Source organism: Agrococcus jejuensis (assembly GCF_900099705.1).
GTDB classification, from domain to species: Bacteria; Actinomycetota; Actinomycetes; order Actinomycetales; family Microbacteriaceae; genus Agrococcus; species Agrococcus jejuensis.
The window spans coordinates 3,247,821-3,261,131 of record NZ_LT629695.1; the positions used below are offsets into that span (position 1 = coordinate 3,247,821).

Annotated in this window: 16 protein-coding genes; 7 read left to right on the forward strand and 9 right to left on the reverse strand. The window is 73.7% G+C overall.

All coding sequences use genetic code 11. From position 1 onward, the window contains the following. The 6 genes from BLQ67_RS15445 to BLQ67_RS16985 form a co-directional block, all read right to left on the reverse strand. Window positions 1–858 carry a class II fructose-bisphosphate aldolase gene (locus BLQ67_RS15445; protein ID WP_092506541.1) on the reverse strand — a complete coding sequence of 286 codons (858 nt, stop codon included), beginning with the start codon at window positions 856–858 and terminating at the stop codon, window positions 1–3. Window positions 859–908: 50 nt separating this feature from the next. Next, entirely contained in the window at window positions 909–1,301 is a 393-nt protein-coding gene (locus BLQ67_RS15450) for a hypothetical protein (RefSeq protein WP_092506542.1), read from the reverse strand. A gap of 22 nt (window positions 1,302–1,323) precedes the next feature. Then, entirely contained in the window at window positions 1,324–2,628 is a 1,305-nt protein-coding gene (locus BLQ67_RS15455) for a PTS ascorbate transporter subunit IIC (protein WP_092506543.1), read from the reverse strand. Then, window positions 2,628–2,933 (reverse strand): PTS sugar transporter subunit IIB, encoded by a 306-nt coding sequence (locus BLQ67_RS15460; protein WP_092506544.1) that lies wholly within the window; start codon window positions 2,931–2,933, stop codon window positions 2,628–2,630. The genes BLQ67_RS15455 and BLQ67_RS15460 overlap by 1 nt, the downstream gene beginning before the upstream one ends. A gap of 67 nt (window positions 2,934–3,000) precedes the next feature. Next, window positions 3,001–3,450: a PTS sugar transporter subunit IIA gene (locus BLQ67_RS16540; RefSeq protein ID WP_157674877.1), complete on the reverse strand. Its 450-nt coding sequence runs from the start codon at window positions 3,448–3,450 to the stop codon at window positions 3,001–3,003. Continuing rightward, a complete protein-coding gene (locus tag BLQ67_RS16985) occupies window positions 3,447–3,578 on the reverse strand; it encodes a hypothetical protein (RefSeq protein WP_269457091.1) in 132 nt (43 codons plus the stop codon). Before BLQ67_RS16985 ends, BLQ67_RS16540 begins: the two co-directional genes overlap by 4 nt. A gap of 144 nt (window positions 3,579–3,722) precedes the next feature. Between BLQ67_RS16985 and BLQ67_RS16545 the strand changes: the two genes are divergently transcribed. The 5 genes from BLQ67_RS16545 (at window position 3,723) to BLQ67_RS15485 (ending at window position 7,868) form a co-directional block, all read left to right on the forward strand. Next, window positions 3,723–3,881 carry a hypothetical protein gene (locus tag BLQ67_RS16545; protein WP_157674878.1) on the forward strand — a complete coding sequence of 53 codons (159 nt, stop codon included), beginning with the start codon at window positions 3,723–3,725 and terminating at the stop codon, window positions 3,879–3,881. After that, window positions 3,839–4,177, forward strand: a complete 339-nt coding sequence (locus BLQ67_RS15470) for a GNAT family N-acetyltransferase (RefSeq protein ID WP_092506546.1) — start codon at window positions 3,839–3,841, stop codon at window positions 4,175–4,177. The genes BLQ67_RS16545 and BLQ67_RS15470 overlap by 43 nt, the downstream gene beginning before the upstream one ends. A gap of 110 nt (window positions 4,178–4,287) precedes the next feature. Further along, the gene (locus BLQ67_RS15475; RefSeq protein WP_231945087.1) at window positions 4,288–4,863 is read left to right on the forward strand and encodes a PadR family transcriptional regulator; all 576 of its coding nucleotides are present in this window, start codon (window positions 4,288–4,290) and stop codon (window positions 4,861–4,863) included. 50 nt (window positions 4,864–4,913) lie between these two features. Beyond that, window positions 4,914–6,605, forward strand: coding sequence for an ABC1 kinase family protein (locus tag BLQ67_RS15480; protein WP_092506547.1), 1,692 nt, complete (start codon window positions 4,914–4,916; stop codon window positions 6,603–6,605). A 75-nt stretch (window positions 6,606–6,680) separates the two neighbouring features. Then, window positions 6,681–7,868, forward strand: a complete 1,188-nt coding sequence (locus BLQ67_RS15485) for an alcohol dehydrogenase catalytic domain-containing protein (protein ID WP_092506548.1) — start codon at window positions 6,681–6,683, stop codon at window positions 7,866–7,868. Between the two features lie 6 nt (window positions 7,869–7,874). Here the strand turns inward: BLQ67_RS15485 and BLQ67_RS15490 are convergent, their stop codons facing one another. The 3 genes from BLQ67_RS15490 to BLQ67_RS15500 form a co-directional block, all read right to left on the reverse strand. Beyond that, complete coding sequence (locus BLQ67_RS15490; RefSeq protein ID WP_157674879.1) at window positions 7,875–8,840, reverse strand: SDR family NAD(P)-dependent oxidoreductase; 966 nt, start codon at window positions 8,838–8,840, stop codon at window positions 7,875–7,877. A gap of 62 nt (window positions 8,841–8,902) precedes the next feature. After that, window positions 8,903–9,697, reverse strand: a complete 795-nt coding sequence (locus tag BLQ67_RS15495; RefSeq protein WP_092506550.1) for an energy-coupling factor transporter transmembrane component T family protein — start codon at window positions 9,695–9,697, stop codon at window positions 8,903–8,905. Beyond that, window positions 9,694–11,427, reverse strand: coding sequence for an ABC transporter ATP-binding protein (locus BLQ67_RS15500; protein ID WP_092506990.1), 1,734 nt, complete (start codon window positions 11,425–11,427; stop codon window positions 9,694–9,696). Before BLQ67_RS15500 ends, BLQ67_RS15495 begins: the two co-directional genes overlap by 4 nt. 90 nt (window positions 11,428–11,517) lie before the next feature. Here BLQ67_RS15500 and BLQ67_RS15505 point away from each other — a divergent pair, with 90 nt between their 5' ends. Together BLQ67_RS15505 and BLQ67_RS15510 are read left to right on the forward strand one after the other, a co-directional pair. Beyond that, entirely contained in the window at window positions 11,518–12,000 is a 483-nt protein-coding gene (locus BLQ67_RS15505; RefSeq protein WP_092506551.1) for a DUF1648 domain-containing protein, read from the forward strand. Between the two features lie 73 nt (window positions 12,001–12,073). Further along, window positions 12,074–13,267 (forward strand): amidohydrolase family protein, encoded by a 1,194-nt coding sequence (locus BLQ67_RS15510; protein ID WP_092506552.1) that lies wholly within the window; start codon window positions 12,074–12,076, stop codon window positions 13,265–13,267. Window positions 13,268–13,311 lie beyond the last annotated feature (44 nt).

Below are 13,311 nucleotides of genomic sequence, written 5' to 3' on the forward strand. Positions count from 1 at the left end.
CTACGCGGCCTGCGCCACGGGCGTCGAGCCGAGGAAGAGGCCCGCCTTGCGGCGCACGACCTCGGCGACGGCGTCGTTCGCCGGCACGATGTTGTTGCGCAGCGACGTGTGGTCCTCCGTCGCGCCGAACGTGCGCTTCGCGGCGCGGGTCCACGCGACGATGAGCTCGGTGCCGACGTTGAACTTGCGCACGCCGCGCGCCGTGAGCGCGGTGTAGTCGGCCTCGTCGACGCCCGTGCCGCCGTGCACGACGAGCGGCGTGGGCACGGCCTCGTGGATGCGCTGCAGCAGGTCGAGGTCGATCGCCGTCTTCCCCTTGTACGAGCCGTGGTGCGTGCCGATGCTCACGGCGAGCGCGTCGGCCTGGACCTGCTCGACGAACGCCGCCGCCTCCTCGGGCTGCGTCAGCTGCCCGTGCGCGACCGAGATGCCCTCCTCGGTGCCGCCGATCGTGCCGATCTCGACCTCGACCGAGACGCCCTTCTCGCGGGCGAACTCGATGACGCGGCGCGAGGCGGCGACGTTCTCGGCGAACGGACGCGACGAGCCGTCGAACATGACCGACGAGTAGCCGGCGTCGATGGCGTCGCGGATGTCGGTGAGGCTCGTGGCGTGGTCGAGGTGCAGCACGACGTCGACGATCTCGTCCTCGGCCATCGACCTGCAGACGGCGACGAGGTTCTTCATGCCGACGTAGCGGGCCGTGCCCGGCGACGTCTGGATGACGATGGGCGCGCCGATGTCGCGGGCCGCGGCGATCATGGGCGGCACCATCTCGAGGTTGTGGGCGTTGAACGCGCCGACGGTGTAGCCGACGCGCTGGGCCTCGGCGAGCACGGGGGCGAGGGTCGTGTACATGGGGGAGTGACCTCCTGGTCGGTGGTGGGATGCGGGACGCCGGATGGCGTTCAGTAGTTGGAGCGCAGGATGCGCTTCGAGACGGCCATGTGGTCGTCGATCCTCGCGATCCACCGGTCGAGGCCCTCGCGGTCCTTCGCGGTCGCCGCGGCGGACCGCTTCGCCTCGAAGAGCTCGAGCAGCGCGTGGTACGCGGGGCCGTAGACCTCGCGCTCGGCGAGGCTCGCCTCGAAGTGGCCGATCGCGGCGTCGAGGTCGCCCCGCGCCCGCTCGGCCGCACCGAGGCGGTCGAGCAGGGCGGAGCGGCCGTCGGCGTCGGCGGCGCCGAGCTGCTGCTGCAGGTCGACGATCTCGGCGTCGAGCTCGGCGAGGCGCTCGGGCGTCGGGCCCGTCTCGACGGGCGCGGCTGCCTCGGGCTTGGGCTTGCGGCTGAAGAGTCCCATGGTCTCGCTCCTTCCCGGGCGCCTAGAGCGCCCGCATGATGGGGCCGACGATGAAGGCGAAGAAGAGCGCGGCCACGATGGTGTCGGAGTCGGTCGCCGACAGGTTCGGGAAGCCGAGGCTCAGGAACGCCGTCACGAGCAGCGCGGGCAGCAGCGTGATGAACAGGCCGTGCACGACGCCACCGACGATGGCGCCGCGGCGACCGCCGACGGCGTTGCCGAAGATGCCGGCCGTGCCGCCCGCGAAGAAGTTCGTGAGCATGCCGGGCACGATGACGGCGAAGCCGAGCAGCGGCAGGCCGAACATGGCGATGAGCGTGCCGACCGTGGTCGTGATGAAGCCGATGATCACCGAGTTCGGTGCGTACGGGAACAGCACGGGGCAGTCGAGCGCGGGCTTCGCGTTCGGCACGAGGCGCATCGAGATGCCGCGGAACGCGGGCACGATCTCGCCGAGCATGAGGCGCACGCCCGCCATGAGCACGTACACGCCGACGACGAACTGGATCGACTGCATGAAGGCGTACATCACGAAGTCCGTGTCGCCCGTGAACTCCGTCACGGCATCCGGGCCGGCGACGATCGCGGTGATCGTGAACAGCGGCACCATGACGACGGCGAGGGACATGTACGTGTCCTGCAGGAACTCGAGGCTGCGGGGCAGCTTCAGCTCCTCCCACGACGACTGCTTGCCGCCGTCGCGCTCGACCTTGCGGTCGCGCACGGCGTAGGCGACGCCCGCCTCGACCATGTAGCCGACGGTGCAGAAGTGGCCGAGGGCGATGGAGTCGTTGCCGGTGATCCTCCGCACGATCGGCTGGGCGATCGCGGGCATCGCGACGGCGAAGATGCCGCCGACGATGCTCGAGACGACGATGACGGCCCAGCTGGGCAGGCCGGCGGCGCTGGCGAAGATCACCGTCATCGTCGCCATCCAGAGGATGGCCTGGCCGGTGAGGAAGATGTACTTCCAGGGCGTGATGCGCGCGAGCAGGATGTTCACGACGAAGATGCCGAGGAACGTGAGCGCGATCTCGCCGCCGAGGCCGAGGTCGTTCGTCGCGAAGCCGTTGACGGCCTCGATCGAGGGCACGATGCCCGTGAGGCCGAACGCCGACTCGAAGACGACGCCGAAGTACGTCAGCGTGCCGACGATGATCGACGAGCCGGCGGCGAGCACCTGGAAGCCCAGGAGCGTCTTGAACGTGCCGATGATCGTCTCGCCCGGCCCCTTGCGCTGCAGCAGCAGGCCGAGGAGCGCGACGGACGCGATGACGATCGACGCCTGCGTGAGGACGTTGGCGATGATCCAGTCGATGACGGGCATCAGTCGGCTGCCTTCGCCTGCACGACGGGCAGGAGGCGCTCGGCGATCTCGCCCTTGTCGACGATGTTGCGGAGGTACACGACGTCGATCGCCGGGTCGAGCTCGTACTTCTCGATCTGCGAGCGGAAGTTCTCGGCCGACACGATGATGTCGGTCCGCACGCTCGCGACGGCCGAGATGCCGTCGTGGTGGAGGCGTGCGTCGACGCCTGCGGCGCGCAGCACCTCCTCGGACTCCATCTGGCACGCGAGGCTCGAGCCGAGCCCGGCGCCGCAGATGAAGGTGATGTCGAGTCGACGTGCCATGGCACGCTCCTTTCGATGGGCCGCACGCAACCCTGCGTGGGCGGTTCGGTGGTGATGCGGGATGGGTCTACGGGGTCAGCAGGGCGCGCAGCTCGTCGACGGTCGTCGCCTGCTCGATGCGGGCGACGCGGTCGGGGTCGCCGATGATCGCGACGAGGCTGCGAAGCGCCTCGAGGTGGGTGTCGGCGTCGGGGGCTGCGAGGCACACGACGACGCCGACGGGGTCGTTGTCCTCGCTGCCGAACGCGACGGGCGGCTCGATGGTGGCGACGCTGATCGCGAGGCGGTGCACGCTGCCGTCGGGGCGGGCGTGGGCGAGCGCGACGCTCGGCACGAGCACGAAGTAGGGGCCGTACTCGAGCGCGGCGGCGACGATGGCGTCGACGTAGGCGGCGTCGATGCTGCCGTCGGCCACGAGCGGCTCGGCGGCGGCGGCGACGGCGGCCTCCCACGTGCCGGCGGCGACGCGCAGGCGGATGCGGTCGTCGGTGACGAGCTCGGCGAGCTGGCCGCTCACAGCGCGGCTCCGGTCGCGTTCGTCGTCGCCGTGCTCGTGCGGCGCGTGTGCGGCGTCATCATCGTCGGTGCCCTCTCGACCTCGTCGTCCTGCGTGTGCGGCAGCGCCGAGGTGAGGCAGCGCTGCACGGTTCCCATGCTCGGCCGGGCGGTGGGGCGCCCTCCAACCGACGTGCTTCCGCGTGCGGGCGTCGAGGCGGAAGCGCGGCTGGGCGGGCCTGTCGTGGCGGGCTGGACCGGGCGTGCGGGGCGAGCCGGTGGCACGCTCGAGGCATGAGCGACGCCATCCGCATCGCGCCCGCGACACGCGCCGACGCCGACGCGATGCGCGCGCTCGTCGTCGCTGCGTACGGCCACTTCGTCGAGCGGATGGGCAAGGAGCCCGGCCCATGCGCGCCGATGCCGCCGAGCTCGCCGCCTCGGGCGACGTGACGCTCGCGTGGCGCGGCGATGCGCTCGTCGGGATGATCGTGATGCGGATGCAGGCGGATGCGGTGCACGTCGGCACCGTGGCCGTCGCGCCGAGCGAGCAGGGGAGCGGCCTCGGCTCGCGCCTCCTCGCGCTCGCCGAGCAGCGCGCCGTCGACGCCGGCACGCCGGTCGTGCGCCTCTTCACGAACGCGCGCATGACCGAGAACCTCGCGTACTACCCGCGCCGCGGCTACGTCGACACGCACCGCGCGACCGACGACGGCTTCGACCGCGTGTTCTTCGAGAAGCGGCTCTGACGCGCCCTTCGCCGAGCGCGAACCCCCTATCGCTCGACGCGCTCAGCGACATATCGTCGACACATCGCCGACGGTCGCGCACCGCGACGTCCACGGCGGGAGGGAGCATCATGCACGGCTACCAGGACCAGTTCGGATTCGGCGGGGGCGCAGGTCGCGACTTCCGCCTCGGCCGCCACGGCGGCGGCATGTGGGAGGCGATGGAGCACCTGCGCAGCCAGTTCGAGCGCAAGGCGCCCGGCGGCCGCATGGGCCGCGGCGACGTTCGCCAGGCGGTGCTCGCGCTGCTGCGCGAGCAGCCCATGCACGGCTACCAGCTCATCACCGAGATCGAGCAGCGCTCCGGCGGCGCGTGGCGCCCGAGCCCCGGCTCCGTCTACCCGACGCTGCAGCTGCTCGCCGACGAGGGTCTGATCGTGGCCGAGGAGGCGGGCGGTCGCAAGACCTACGCGCTCACCGACGCGGGCCGTGTCGTCGCGGATGCCGCTGCCGAGCAGGCCGCGCCGTTCGCGACCGACGACGAGCCGGCCGGCCCCGGATTCTCGGCGCTCCCGAAGGCGGGCTTCGAGCTGGCCCAGGCCGCGGCGCAGGTCGGTCGCACGGGCACGCCGGAGCAGGTGCAGGAGGCCGTCGACATCCTCGACGACGCCCGCCGTAGGCTCTACTCGATCCTCGCTCGCGACTGAGCGCGGACCTGAGCACGACGCCCCGGCCTGCCGGGACGCGGGGAGGTGCGATGGCCGAGTCGACGCCCTCCCGCGCCCGATACCGCCGCATCCTGCGCTTCGCCGCCCGTCAACTCGCGGTGACGTGGTGGTTCGAGATCGCGATGCCGCGCATCGGCCTCGCCCGCCTCGCCGCGCGCAGCCGCTCGCGTCGCATGACGCGGTTCGCGCGCAGCTTCCACAACTTCGCCGTCGAGCTCGGCGGCCTCATGATCAAGGTCGGCCAGTTCATGTCGTCGCGCCTCGACGTGCTGCCGCCCGAGATCACGAAGGAGCTCGAGGGGCTGCAGGACGAGGTGCCCGCCGTGCCCGGTCCAGCGATCCGCGCCGCGGCCGAGGGCGAGCTCGGCACGGCCCTCGCGCGTGCGTTCGCAGCCGTCGACGACGCGCCGATCGCGGCGGCATCCCTCGGCCAGGCGCACCGTGCCACGCTCACGGATGCCGACGCCGACATCGCGGGGTTCCGCGACGCCGTGCTCAAGGTGCAGCGGCCCGGCATCGCCGAGATCGTCGCGACCGACCTCGCCGCGCTGCGTCGGGTCGGCGGCTGGCTCAGCCGCTTCCGCCTCGTCTCCGACCGCGCCGACATGCCCGCGCTCGTCGAGGAGTTCGCGCGCACGAGCGAGGAGGAGATCGACTACCTGCACGAGGCGCAGTCGGCCGAGCGCTTCGCCGAGATCTTCGCCGACGACGACGGCGTCGGCGCCCCCGACGTCGTGTGGGAGCGCACCACGAGGCGCGCGCTCACGCTGCAGGACGTCACGGCGATCAAGATCACCGACCACGACGCGCTGCACGCCGCCGGCATCGATCCGAGCGCCGTCGCGCACCGCTTCGCGACGACGATGTTCGCGCAGCTGTTCACGCACGGCTGGTTCCACGCCGATCCGCACCCCGGCAACGTCTTCGTGACGCCGCTCGAGGGCACGGATGCCGAGGGCCGCCCGCGCTGGCGGCTCACGTTCATCGACTTCGGCATGATGGGCGCCGTGCCGCCGACGACGCGGCGCGGCCTGCGACGCATGCTCATCGCGGCGGCGGCGCGCGACGGGAAGGGCCTCGTCGACGGCATCCGCGACATCGGCGTGCTGCTGCCGTCGGCCGACACCGCCGAGCTCGAGCGCGCGATGACGCAGGCGTTCGCGCGCTTCGGCGGCATGGGCTTCGCCGAGCTGCGCGACGTCGACCCTCGCGAGTTCCGCGCGTTCGCGCTCGAGTTCCAGGAGCTGCTGCGCACGCTGCCGTTCCAGCTGCCCGAGGACATGCTGCTCGTCATCCGCGCCATGTCGCTCACGTCGGGCGTGTGCTCGTCGCTCGATCCCGCGTTCAACATCTGGGATGCCGTCGAGCCGTACGCGAGCCGGCTGCTGCAGGAGGAGCGCGGCAACGTCGTGCAGGACGTCGCGCGGCAGGCGCTCGAGACGGCGCGCGTGGCCGCGACGCTGCCGCAGCGCATCGACGCCGCCGTCACGCGCATCGAGGAGGGGCGGCTGCAGGTCGCCGTGCCGCGCGTCGAGCGCCGGCTCGAGCGCCTCGAGCGCGGCCAGGGCCGCGTCGTGTCCGCGGTGCTGTTCGCGGGCCTGCTCGTGGGCGGTGCCGTGCTGCACGGCGACGGCATCGGCATCGGCACCGTGCTCATGGTCGTCGCGATCGCGCCGCTCGCGCACGCGGTGCTCGGCGGGCTGCTCTCCCGTCGGCGCTGACGCGCCCGCGTGGCACATGTCGGCGCGGCTGTCCACGCCCTCCTCGCAGCACGGCTGCGCACGTAGCGTCCGAGCATGCGAGCACTAACCTGGCACGGCATCGAGGACGTCCGAGTCGCCGAGGTGCCCGACCCCGTCATCCAGCTGCCGACCGACGCGATCATCCGCGTCACCTCCGCCGCGATCTGCGGCTCCGACCTGCACCTGTACCGCGTGCTGGCGCCCTACCTGACCCAGGGCGACGTGCTCGGCCACGAGACGATGGGCGTCGTCGAGGAGGTCGGCTCCGACGTGACGAGGCTGCAGGTCGGCGACCGCGTCGTCATCCCCTTCGTCATCGCCTGCGGTGCGTGCTTCATGTGCGACCGCCAGCGCTTCTCGCAGTGCGAGACGACGCAGGACCGTGACCAGGGCACGGGCGCCTCGCTCTTCGGCTACACGTCGATGTACGGCGCCGTGCCCGGCGGGCAGGCCGAGCGGCTGCGCGTGCCGTTCGCCGACGTCGGCCCGATCGTCGTCGGCTCCGAGCACCCCGACGAGCGCTACCTGTACCTCTCCGACATCCTGCCCACGGCGCACCAGGCGCTCGAGTACGCCGACCTCGCCGCCGGCGAGACCCTCGGCGTCATCGGCCTCGGCCCCGTCGGGCAGCTCGTCGTGCGCCTCGCGATGCGCCGCGGCATCCGCGTGCTCGGCACCGACCCGCAGCCCGAGCGTCGTGCGCTCGCCGAGGAGTGGGGCGCGACGGCCTTCGACGTCGACGACGCGGTGGAGGGGATGCGCGACGCGACGGGCGGGCGCGGTCCGGACGCCGTCGTCGAGGCGGTCGGGATGGAGGCGCACGGCAACCCCGTCGCGTCCGCCGCCATCAGCCTCGCGAGCCGACTCCCGAAGGGGATCGCACAGCAGGCGATCGAGCACGGCGGCATCGACCGGCTCTCGGCGCTCATGACCGCCATCGACGTCGTGCGCCGCGGCGGCACGCTCTCGATCTCGGGCGTGTACGGCGGCGCCGCCGACCCGATGCCGCTGCGGGTCATGTTCGACAAGGGCATCGCGGTGCGCTTGGGGCAGTGCGACGTGCGGCGCTGGATCGACGACCTGCTGCCCATCGTCGAGGAGGAAGGCGACGTGCTCGGCCTCGAGTCGCTCGCGACCCATCGCCTGCCGCTCGACGACGCGCCCGGCGCGTACCGCACGTTCCAGCGCAAGGAGGACGGCTGCATCAAGGTCGTGCTCAAGCCCGAGCTGCGTCGGGCCTGATCGCCGTCAGCGGCCGACGCGCGTGCCGAGGCGCCTCGCGGCCGCCGTGCCGAGCGCGGTCACGGCGCGCGTGACGGGGGAGCGTCGCACCAGGCGCCCCTCGACCGGACCGGACGGGTGCGGGCCGGGCCCGGGCAGCAGCCTGCCGACGATGCCGGCGGCGCGCACCGTGGTCGCGGGAGCGAGGCCGTGCACGCGCATCGCCACGTGCGTCCACCACGGCAGACGCACGTGGGTGCGTCCGGCCAGCACGCCGTCGACCATGGCGCGTGCTGCGCGCTCGGCCGACGTCGACACGAGCGGCAGCGACGCGCCCGCGCCGAACCACGCCGCCTCGCGGCTGGGGTCGCCGCGGTAGCGGGCGACCTCGTGCGAGCCCGTGCGCATGAGGCCGGGCACGATCGTCGTCGCCGTCACCCCCGTGCCCGCGAGCTCGGCCGCGAGGCCCTCCGTGAACCCGATGGCTCCGGCCTTCGCCGCCGTGTACGGCAGCAGATGCGGCACCGCGACCGAGCCGCCGATGCTCGTGACGACGCCGATGCGGCCGCGCCGGCGTCGACGCATGGCGGGCAGCACGGCCCACGCCAGGTGGATGGGGCCGCGCAGCATGACGTCGATCGCGAGGTCGAAGTCCTCGACGCGCATCGCCTCCGCCGGACCGACGTCGATGACGCCCGCGACGGCGAAGGCGGCGTCGACGGGGCCGAGGTCGCGCTCGACAGCCGCGATCCACCGCTCCACCGAGTCCGCGGATGCCACGTCGCAGACGCTCCCGTGCATGCGGGCCGAGCCTCGTGCCGCGCCCTCGAGCCTGCGCAGCGCGTGCTCGACGCCTGCCTCGCCGCGCGCGGAGACCGCGACGCTCCACCCGCGGCGCGCGAGGTCGAGCGCGACGAGGAGCCCCAGGCCCCGCGATCCGCCGGCGACGACGGCGACGCGTGGCGAGCGGGTGGACGAGCGAAGCATTCCCATCGGGCGACCGTACGCGTCGCGAGGGTGCCGAGCGCAGTCCCTTGACGTCGCGGGATGCCGCCTCAGGCGAACGCGTGCACGGCGAGCCATGCCGTGAGCGCGAGGCCGACCACCACGACGACCGTGTCGCGCACGCGCCACCGCAGCCGGTGGCGCTCGGTGCGGCGCGCCGTCGCGCCGAACGCGCGCGCATCCATCGCGAGCGCCACGCGGCTCGCGTGCCGCAGCGCGCCGACGAGCAGCGGCACGACGTAGCCCATCCACCGGCGCGCGACGGCGAGCGGACCGCGCCCGCCGGCCATGCCGCGCACGCGGTGGGCGGCGCGGATGACGTCGAGCTCGTGGCCGAAGCGCGGCACGAAGCGGAACGCCGCGAGCGCCGTGTAGCCGATGCGGTACGGCACGCGCAGGTGCTGCACGAGCGCGCGCGTGAGGTCGGGGCCCGACGTCGTGAGGCCCGAGACGAGCGAGAGCGCCACGAGGGCGGCGATGCGGGATGCGGTCGCGAGGCCCACGAGCCACTGCGCGACGGTGAACGGACGGCCGAGCGCCGTCCAGAGCACGTCGGACGGCGGCAGGCGGTCGGCATCCACCCACACGCCGAGCGTCACCGACAGCAGCGCGACCGCGAGCGGCAGCGCGACGAGCAGCGCGACGAGCGTGCGCCAGCCGAGCCGTGCGCCGACGACGAGCAGCACGACGGCGGCGGCGAGCGCGACGAGCGGGGTCACGACGTCGCGCGACAGGAGCACGACCACCATGGCGGGCAGGGTCGCGGCGACCTTCGACAGCGGGTCGAGGTGGTGCAGGAACCGCAGCGGGGACGCGGTGCGCTCGGCGTAGGCGTCGACCGTCACGAGGCGCCGCCTGGCAGGTCGTGCATGCGGGCGACGCCGCGCCACGCGTCGTGGTGGCGCAGCGCGCGCATGGCGTCGGCGAGCGGCGGGCGGCGCAGGCCGGCGTCGACGAGCGCATCGCCCGCGAGCACGGCCTCCGCGCGATCGAACGCGGCGATGCGACCGTCGGCGACCACGCACACGTGGGTCGCCACGTCGGCGACGAGCTGCATGTCGTGCGTCACGACGAGCACGGTCGTGCCCTGCGCGCGCATGCCGGCGAGCAGGGCGACGAGCTCGGCGGCGCGGGCGCGATCCTGCCCGAACGTCGGCTCGTCGAGCGCGAGCACCTCGGCGCCCGCGATGAGGGACGTGCCCACCGAGAGGCGACGCTTCTGCCCGCCCGAGAGCAGGAAGGGATGCTGCTCCCGCAGCTCGGCGAGCCCGAAGCGCTCGAGCATCGCGTCGACGCGCGGCGCGATCGCGGCGGCGTCGAGTCCCTGCACCTCGAGCCCGTGCGCGAGCTCGGCGGCGACGGACTCGCGGATGAGCTGGTGCTCGGGGTTCTGGAACACGAACCCGATCGTGCGGGCGAGCGCGCGCACGTCGGCCGTCGCCGGGTCGAGCCCCGCGATCGTGACGGTGCCGCGCGGTGGGGCGTCGACCCCCGCGATCGCCTGCAGCAGCGTCGACTTGCCCGCGCCGTTCGTGCCGACGATCGCCACGAACGCGCCGCGCTCGACGTCGAGCGACACGTCGTGCAGCACGTCGCGCGCGTGGCGTCCACGCCCCCGCTTCACGGAGAGCCCGCGCACCTGCACGACGGGGTCGTCGGCCCCGGGGGCTGGCGAGGGACTCGCGGGCAGCGCGGGCAGCGTCGGCTTCGCGTCGAGCGCCGCGGCGAGCTCGGCGGGCGTCACGGGCATCGGCTCGAGCACGAGGCCCGCCTCGCGCAGCCGCCGAGCGGCGAGCGTCGCGACCGGCATCCACACGCCGAGCGCGGCGAGCTCGTCGTGGCGAGCGCGCAGCACCGCGTCGACCGTGCCCTCGAGCGCGACGGCGCCGGACGCATCCAGCACGACCATGCGATCGACGAGCGCGATGGCGTGGTCGAGGTCGTGCTCGACGAGCACGATCGCGCGATCGCCGGCCGCGACGACGTCGGCGAGCGCGGCGTAGACGCCCTCGATGCCGGCGGGGTCGAGGTTCGCGGTCGGCTCGTCGAGCACGATGAGCGGCGTCTCCATGGCGAGCGCGCACGCGATCGCGAGCCGTTGGCGGCCGCCGCCCGAGAGCAGGTCGGGGCGGTCGTCGCGCCGCTCCCACAGCCCTACGCGGCGCAGCGCCCGCTCGGCGCGCTCGAGCACCTCGGCGACCGGCACCTCGAGGTTCTCGGGCCCGAAGCACACCTTGTCGAGCACCGTGCCCGTCACGATCTGCGCATCCGGATCCTGGAACACCATCGCGACGTGCGCGCTCAGCACGCCCACGGCGTGCTCGCGGGTGTCGAGGCCGTCGACGACGACCGAGCCCGCCATCGTCGCCGGGACCGCGTGCGGCACGAGGCCGTCGAGCGCGAGCGCGAGCGTCGACTTGCCGCAGCCGCTCGGCCCCGACAGCAGCACGACCTCGCCGGGCGCGACCGAGAACGAGACGGATGCGGGGCGGGCGACCGTGGCGCCCTCGTGCCGGATCGACACGCCGTCCACGACGAGCGGCATGGGCGCGGGCGGCTGGTGCGGCGCGGGCATGGGCTCCTCGACGTGGGGCGATGGCGCGGCGGCCCGCGGCAGCGCCACCTTACCCGCGGGCGCGCAGGCTTCCCTCGATAGCGTCGAGGCATGGCAGCGCGCACCCGACCGGCATGGCAGCACGGCAGTGCACCGGGTGTCCGCGCACTCCGCATCGCGACGCTCGTGGCCGCGGCGGTCGGCATCGTCGCCGCGCTCGTCGCCTTCCCGACCCTGCCCGCGGTCATCCCGACGCACTTCGGCATCACGGGTGAAGCGGATGCATTCGGACCGCGCTGGACGCTGCTGCCGCTGCTCGCGCTCTGGGCGGCGCTGCAGCTGCTGTTCGCGTGGGTGTCGACCCATCCCGAGTGGGGCAACCTGCCCGTGGCGATCACCGAGGCGAACGCGCAGCGGGTCTACCGCGAGACCGAGCGCATGCTCGTGCTGCTCGGCGCCGCGCTCGTCGTCGTGTTCGGGGGCATCGTGCTCGCGATCGTCGGCCTGCCGGGGCAGCTCGTGCTGGGGATCGGGGTCGTCGCGGTGCTCGTCGTCACGGTCGTCGGCATCGTGCGCATCGTGCGCGCCGCCTGACGCCCGCTCGTAGGCTGGATGCGGTCGTCCGCGACGCCGCGGTACGACGGCAGGACCCGCAGGAGGAGCGCGCATGACCGGCCACGAGACCACCCCCATCACGAGGCTCGCGAACGTCCGACCCTGGGGCGGCGGAGCGGTCGACCTCGACGTCGACGGCACGACCATCGCTGCGGTCCACCCGCACGGTCAGGCACCGAGGCACGAGGGGGTCGTCGTCGACGGCCAGGGGCTGTGCGCCCTGCCCGGCCTCGTGAACGCGCACGCGCACGTCGACAAGTCGTGGTGGGGCCTGCCGTGGCAGTCGTACGGCGGCGAGGGTGGCACCGACGGCCGCATCCAGCACGAGCGCGCGCGGCGCGGCGAGCTCGGCATCCCGTCGACCGGCATCACGGGCGCCGTGCTGCACGAGATGGTGCGCCACGGCACGACGGCGATCCGCACGCACGTCGACGTCGACCTCGGCATCGGCCTCGCGGGCATCGAGGCGGTGCAGGAGGCCGCGGCGGCGTACGGGGGAGCGCTCGACGTGCAGATCGTGGCGTTCCCGCAGGACGGCGTGCTGCGCCGCCCCGGCGTCGACCGCCTGCTGCGCGATGCGGTCGAGGCCGGCGCCGTGCATGTCGGCGGGCTCGACCCCGCCTCGATCGACCGCGACCCCGTCGGACAGGTCGACCTCATCCTCGGGCTCGCGGCCGACACGGGGGTCGGCGTCGACATCCACCTCCACGATCCCGCCGAGCTCGGCGTGTTCCAGATCGAGCTCGTGCTCGAGCGCGTCGAGCGCCTCGGCCTGCAGGGTCGCGTCGTCATCGCGCACGGCTTCGCCGTCGCGCAGCTGCCGCCCACGCGGCGCGCCGAGCTGCTGCAGCGCATGGGCGAGCAGGGCGTCGGCATGACGAGCGTCGCCCCGCTGCGCCTGCCGCAGCTGCCCATGCACGAGCTCGCGGATGCGGGCGTGCGCCTCGGGCTCGGCACCGACGGCATCCGCGACCTGTGGAGCCCCTACGGCGATGGCGACACCCTCGCGATCGCGCGTCAGTACGCGAGAGCGTCGAGCCTCGTGCGCGACGAGGACCTGCTGGCCGCCGTGCGCCTCGCGTCGACCGACGGCGCGTGGGCGGTCGGCCGCGACGTGCACGACCTCGTCGAGGGCGCTCGCGCCGACGTCGTGCTCGTCGACGCCGAGCACGCGATGGATGCGCTCGTGCGGCTGCCGGAGCGCCGCATGGTGATCGCGGGCGGCCGGATCGTCGCGACCGCCTGAACCAGGCATCGGGTCGGCGCATCGGCGCGCCGATCCGTGCACGA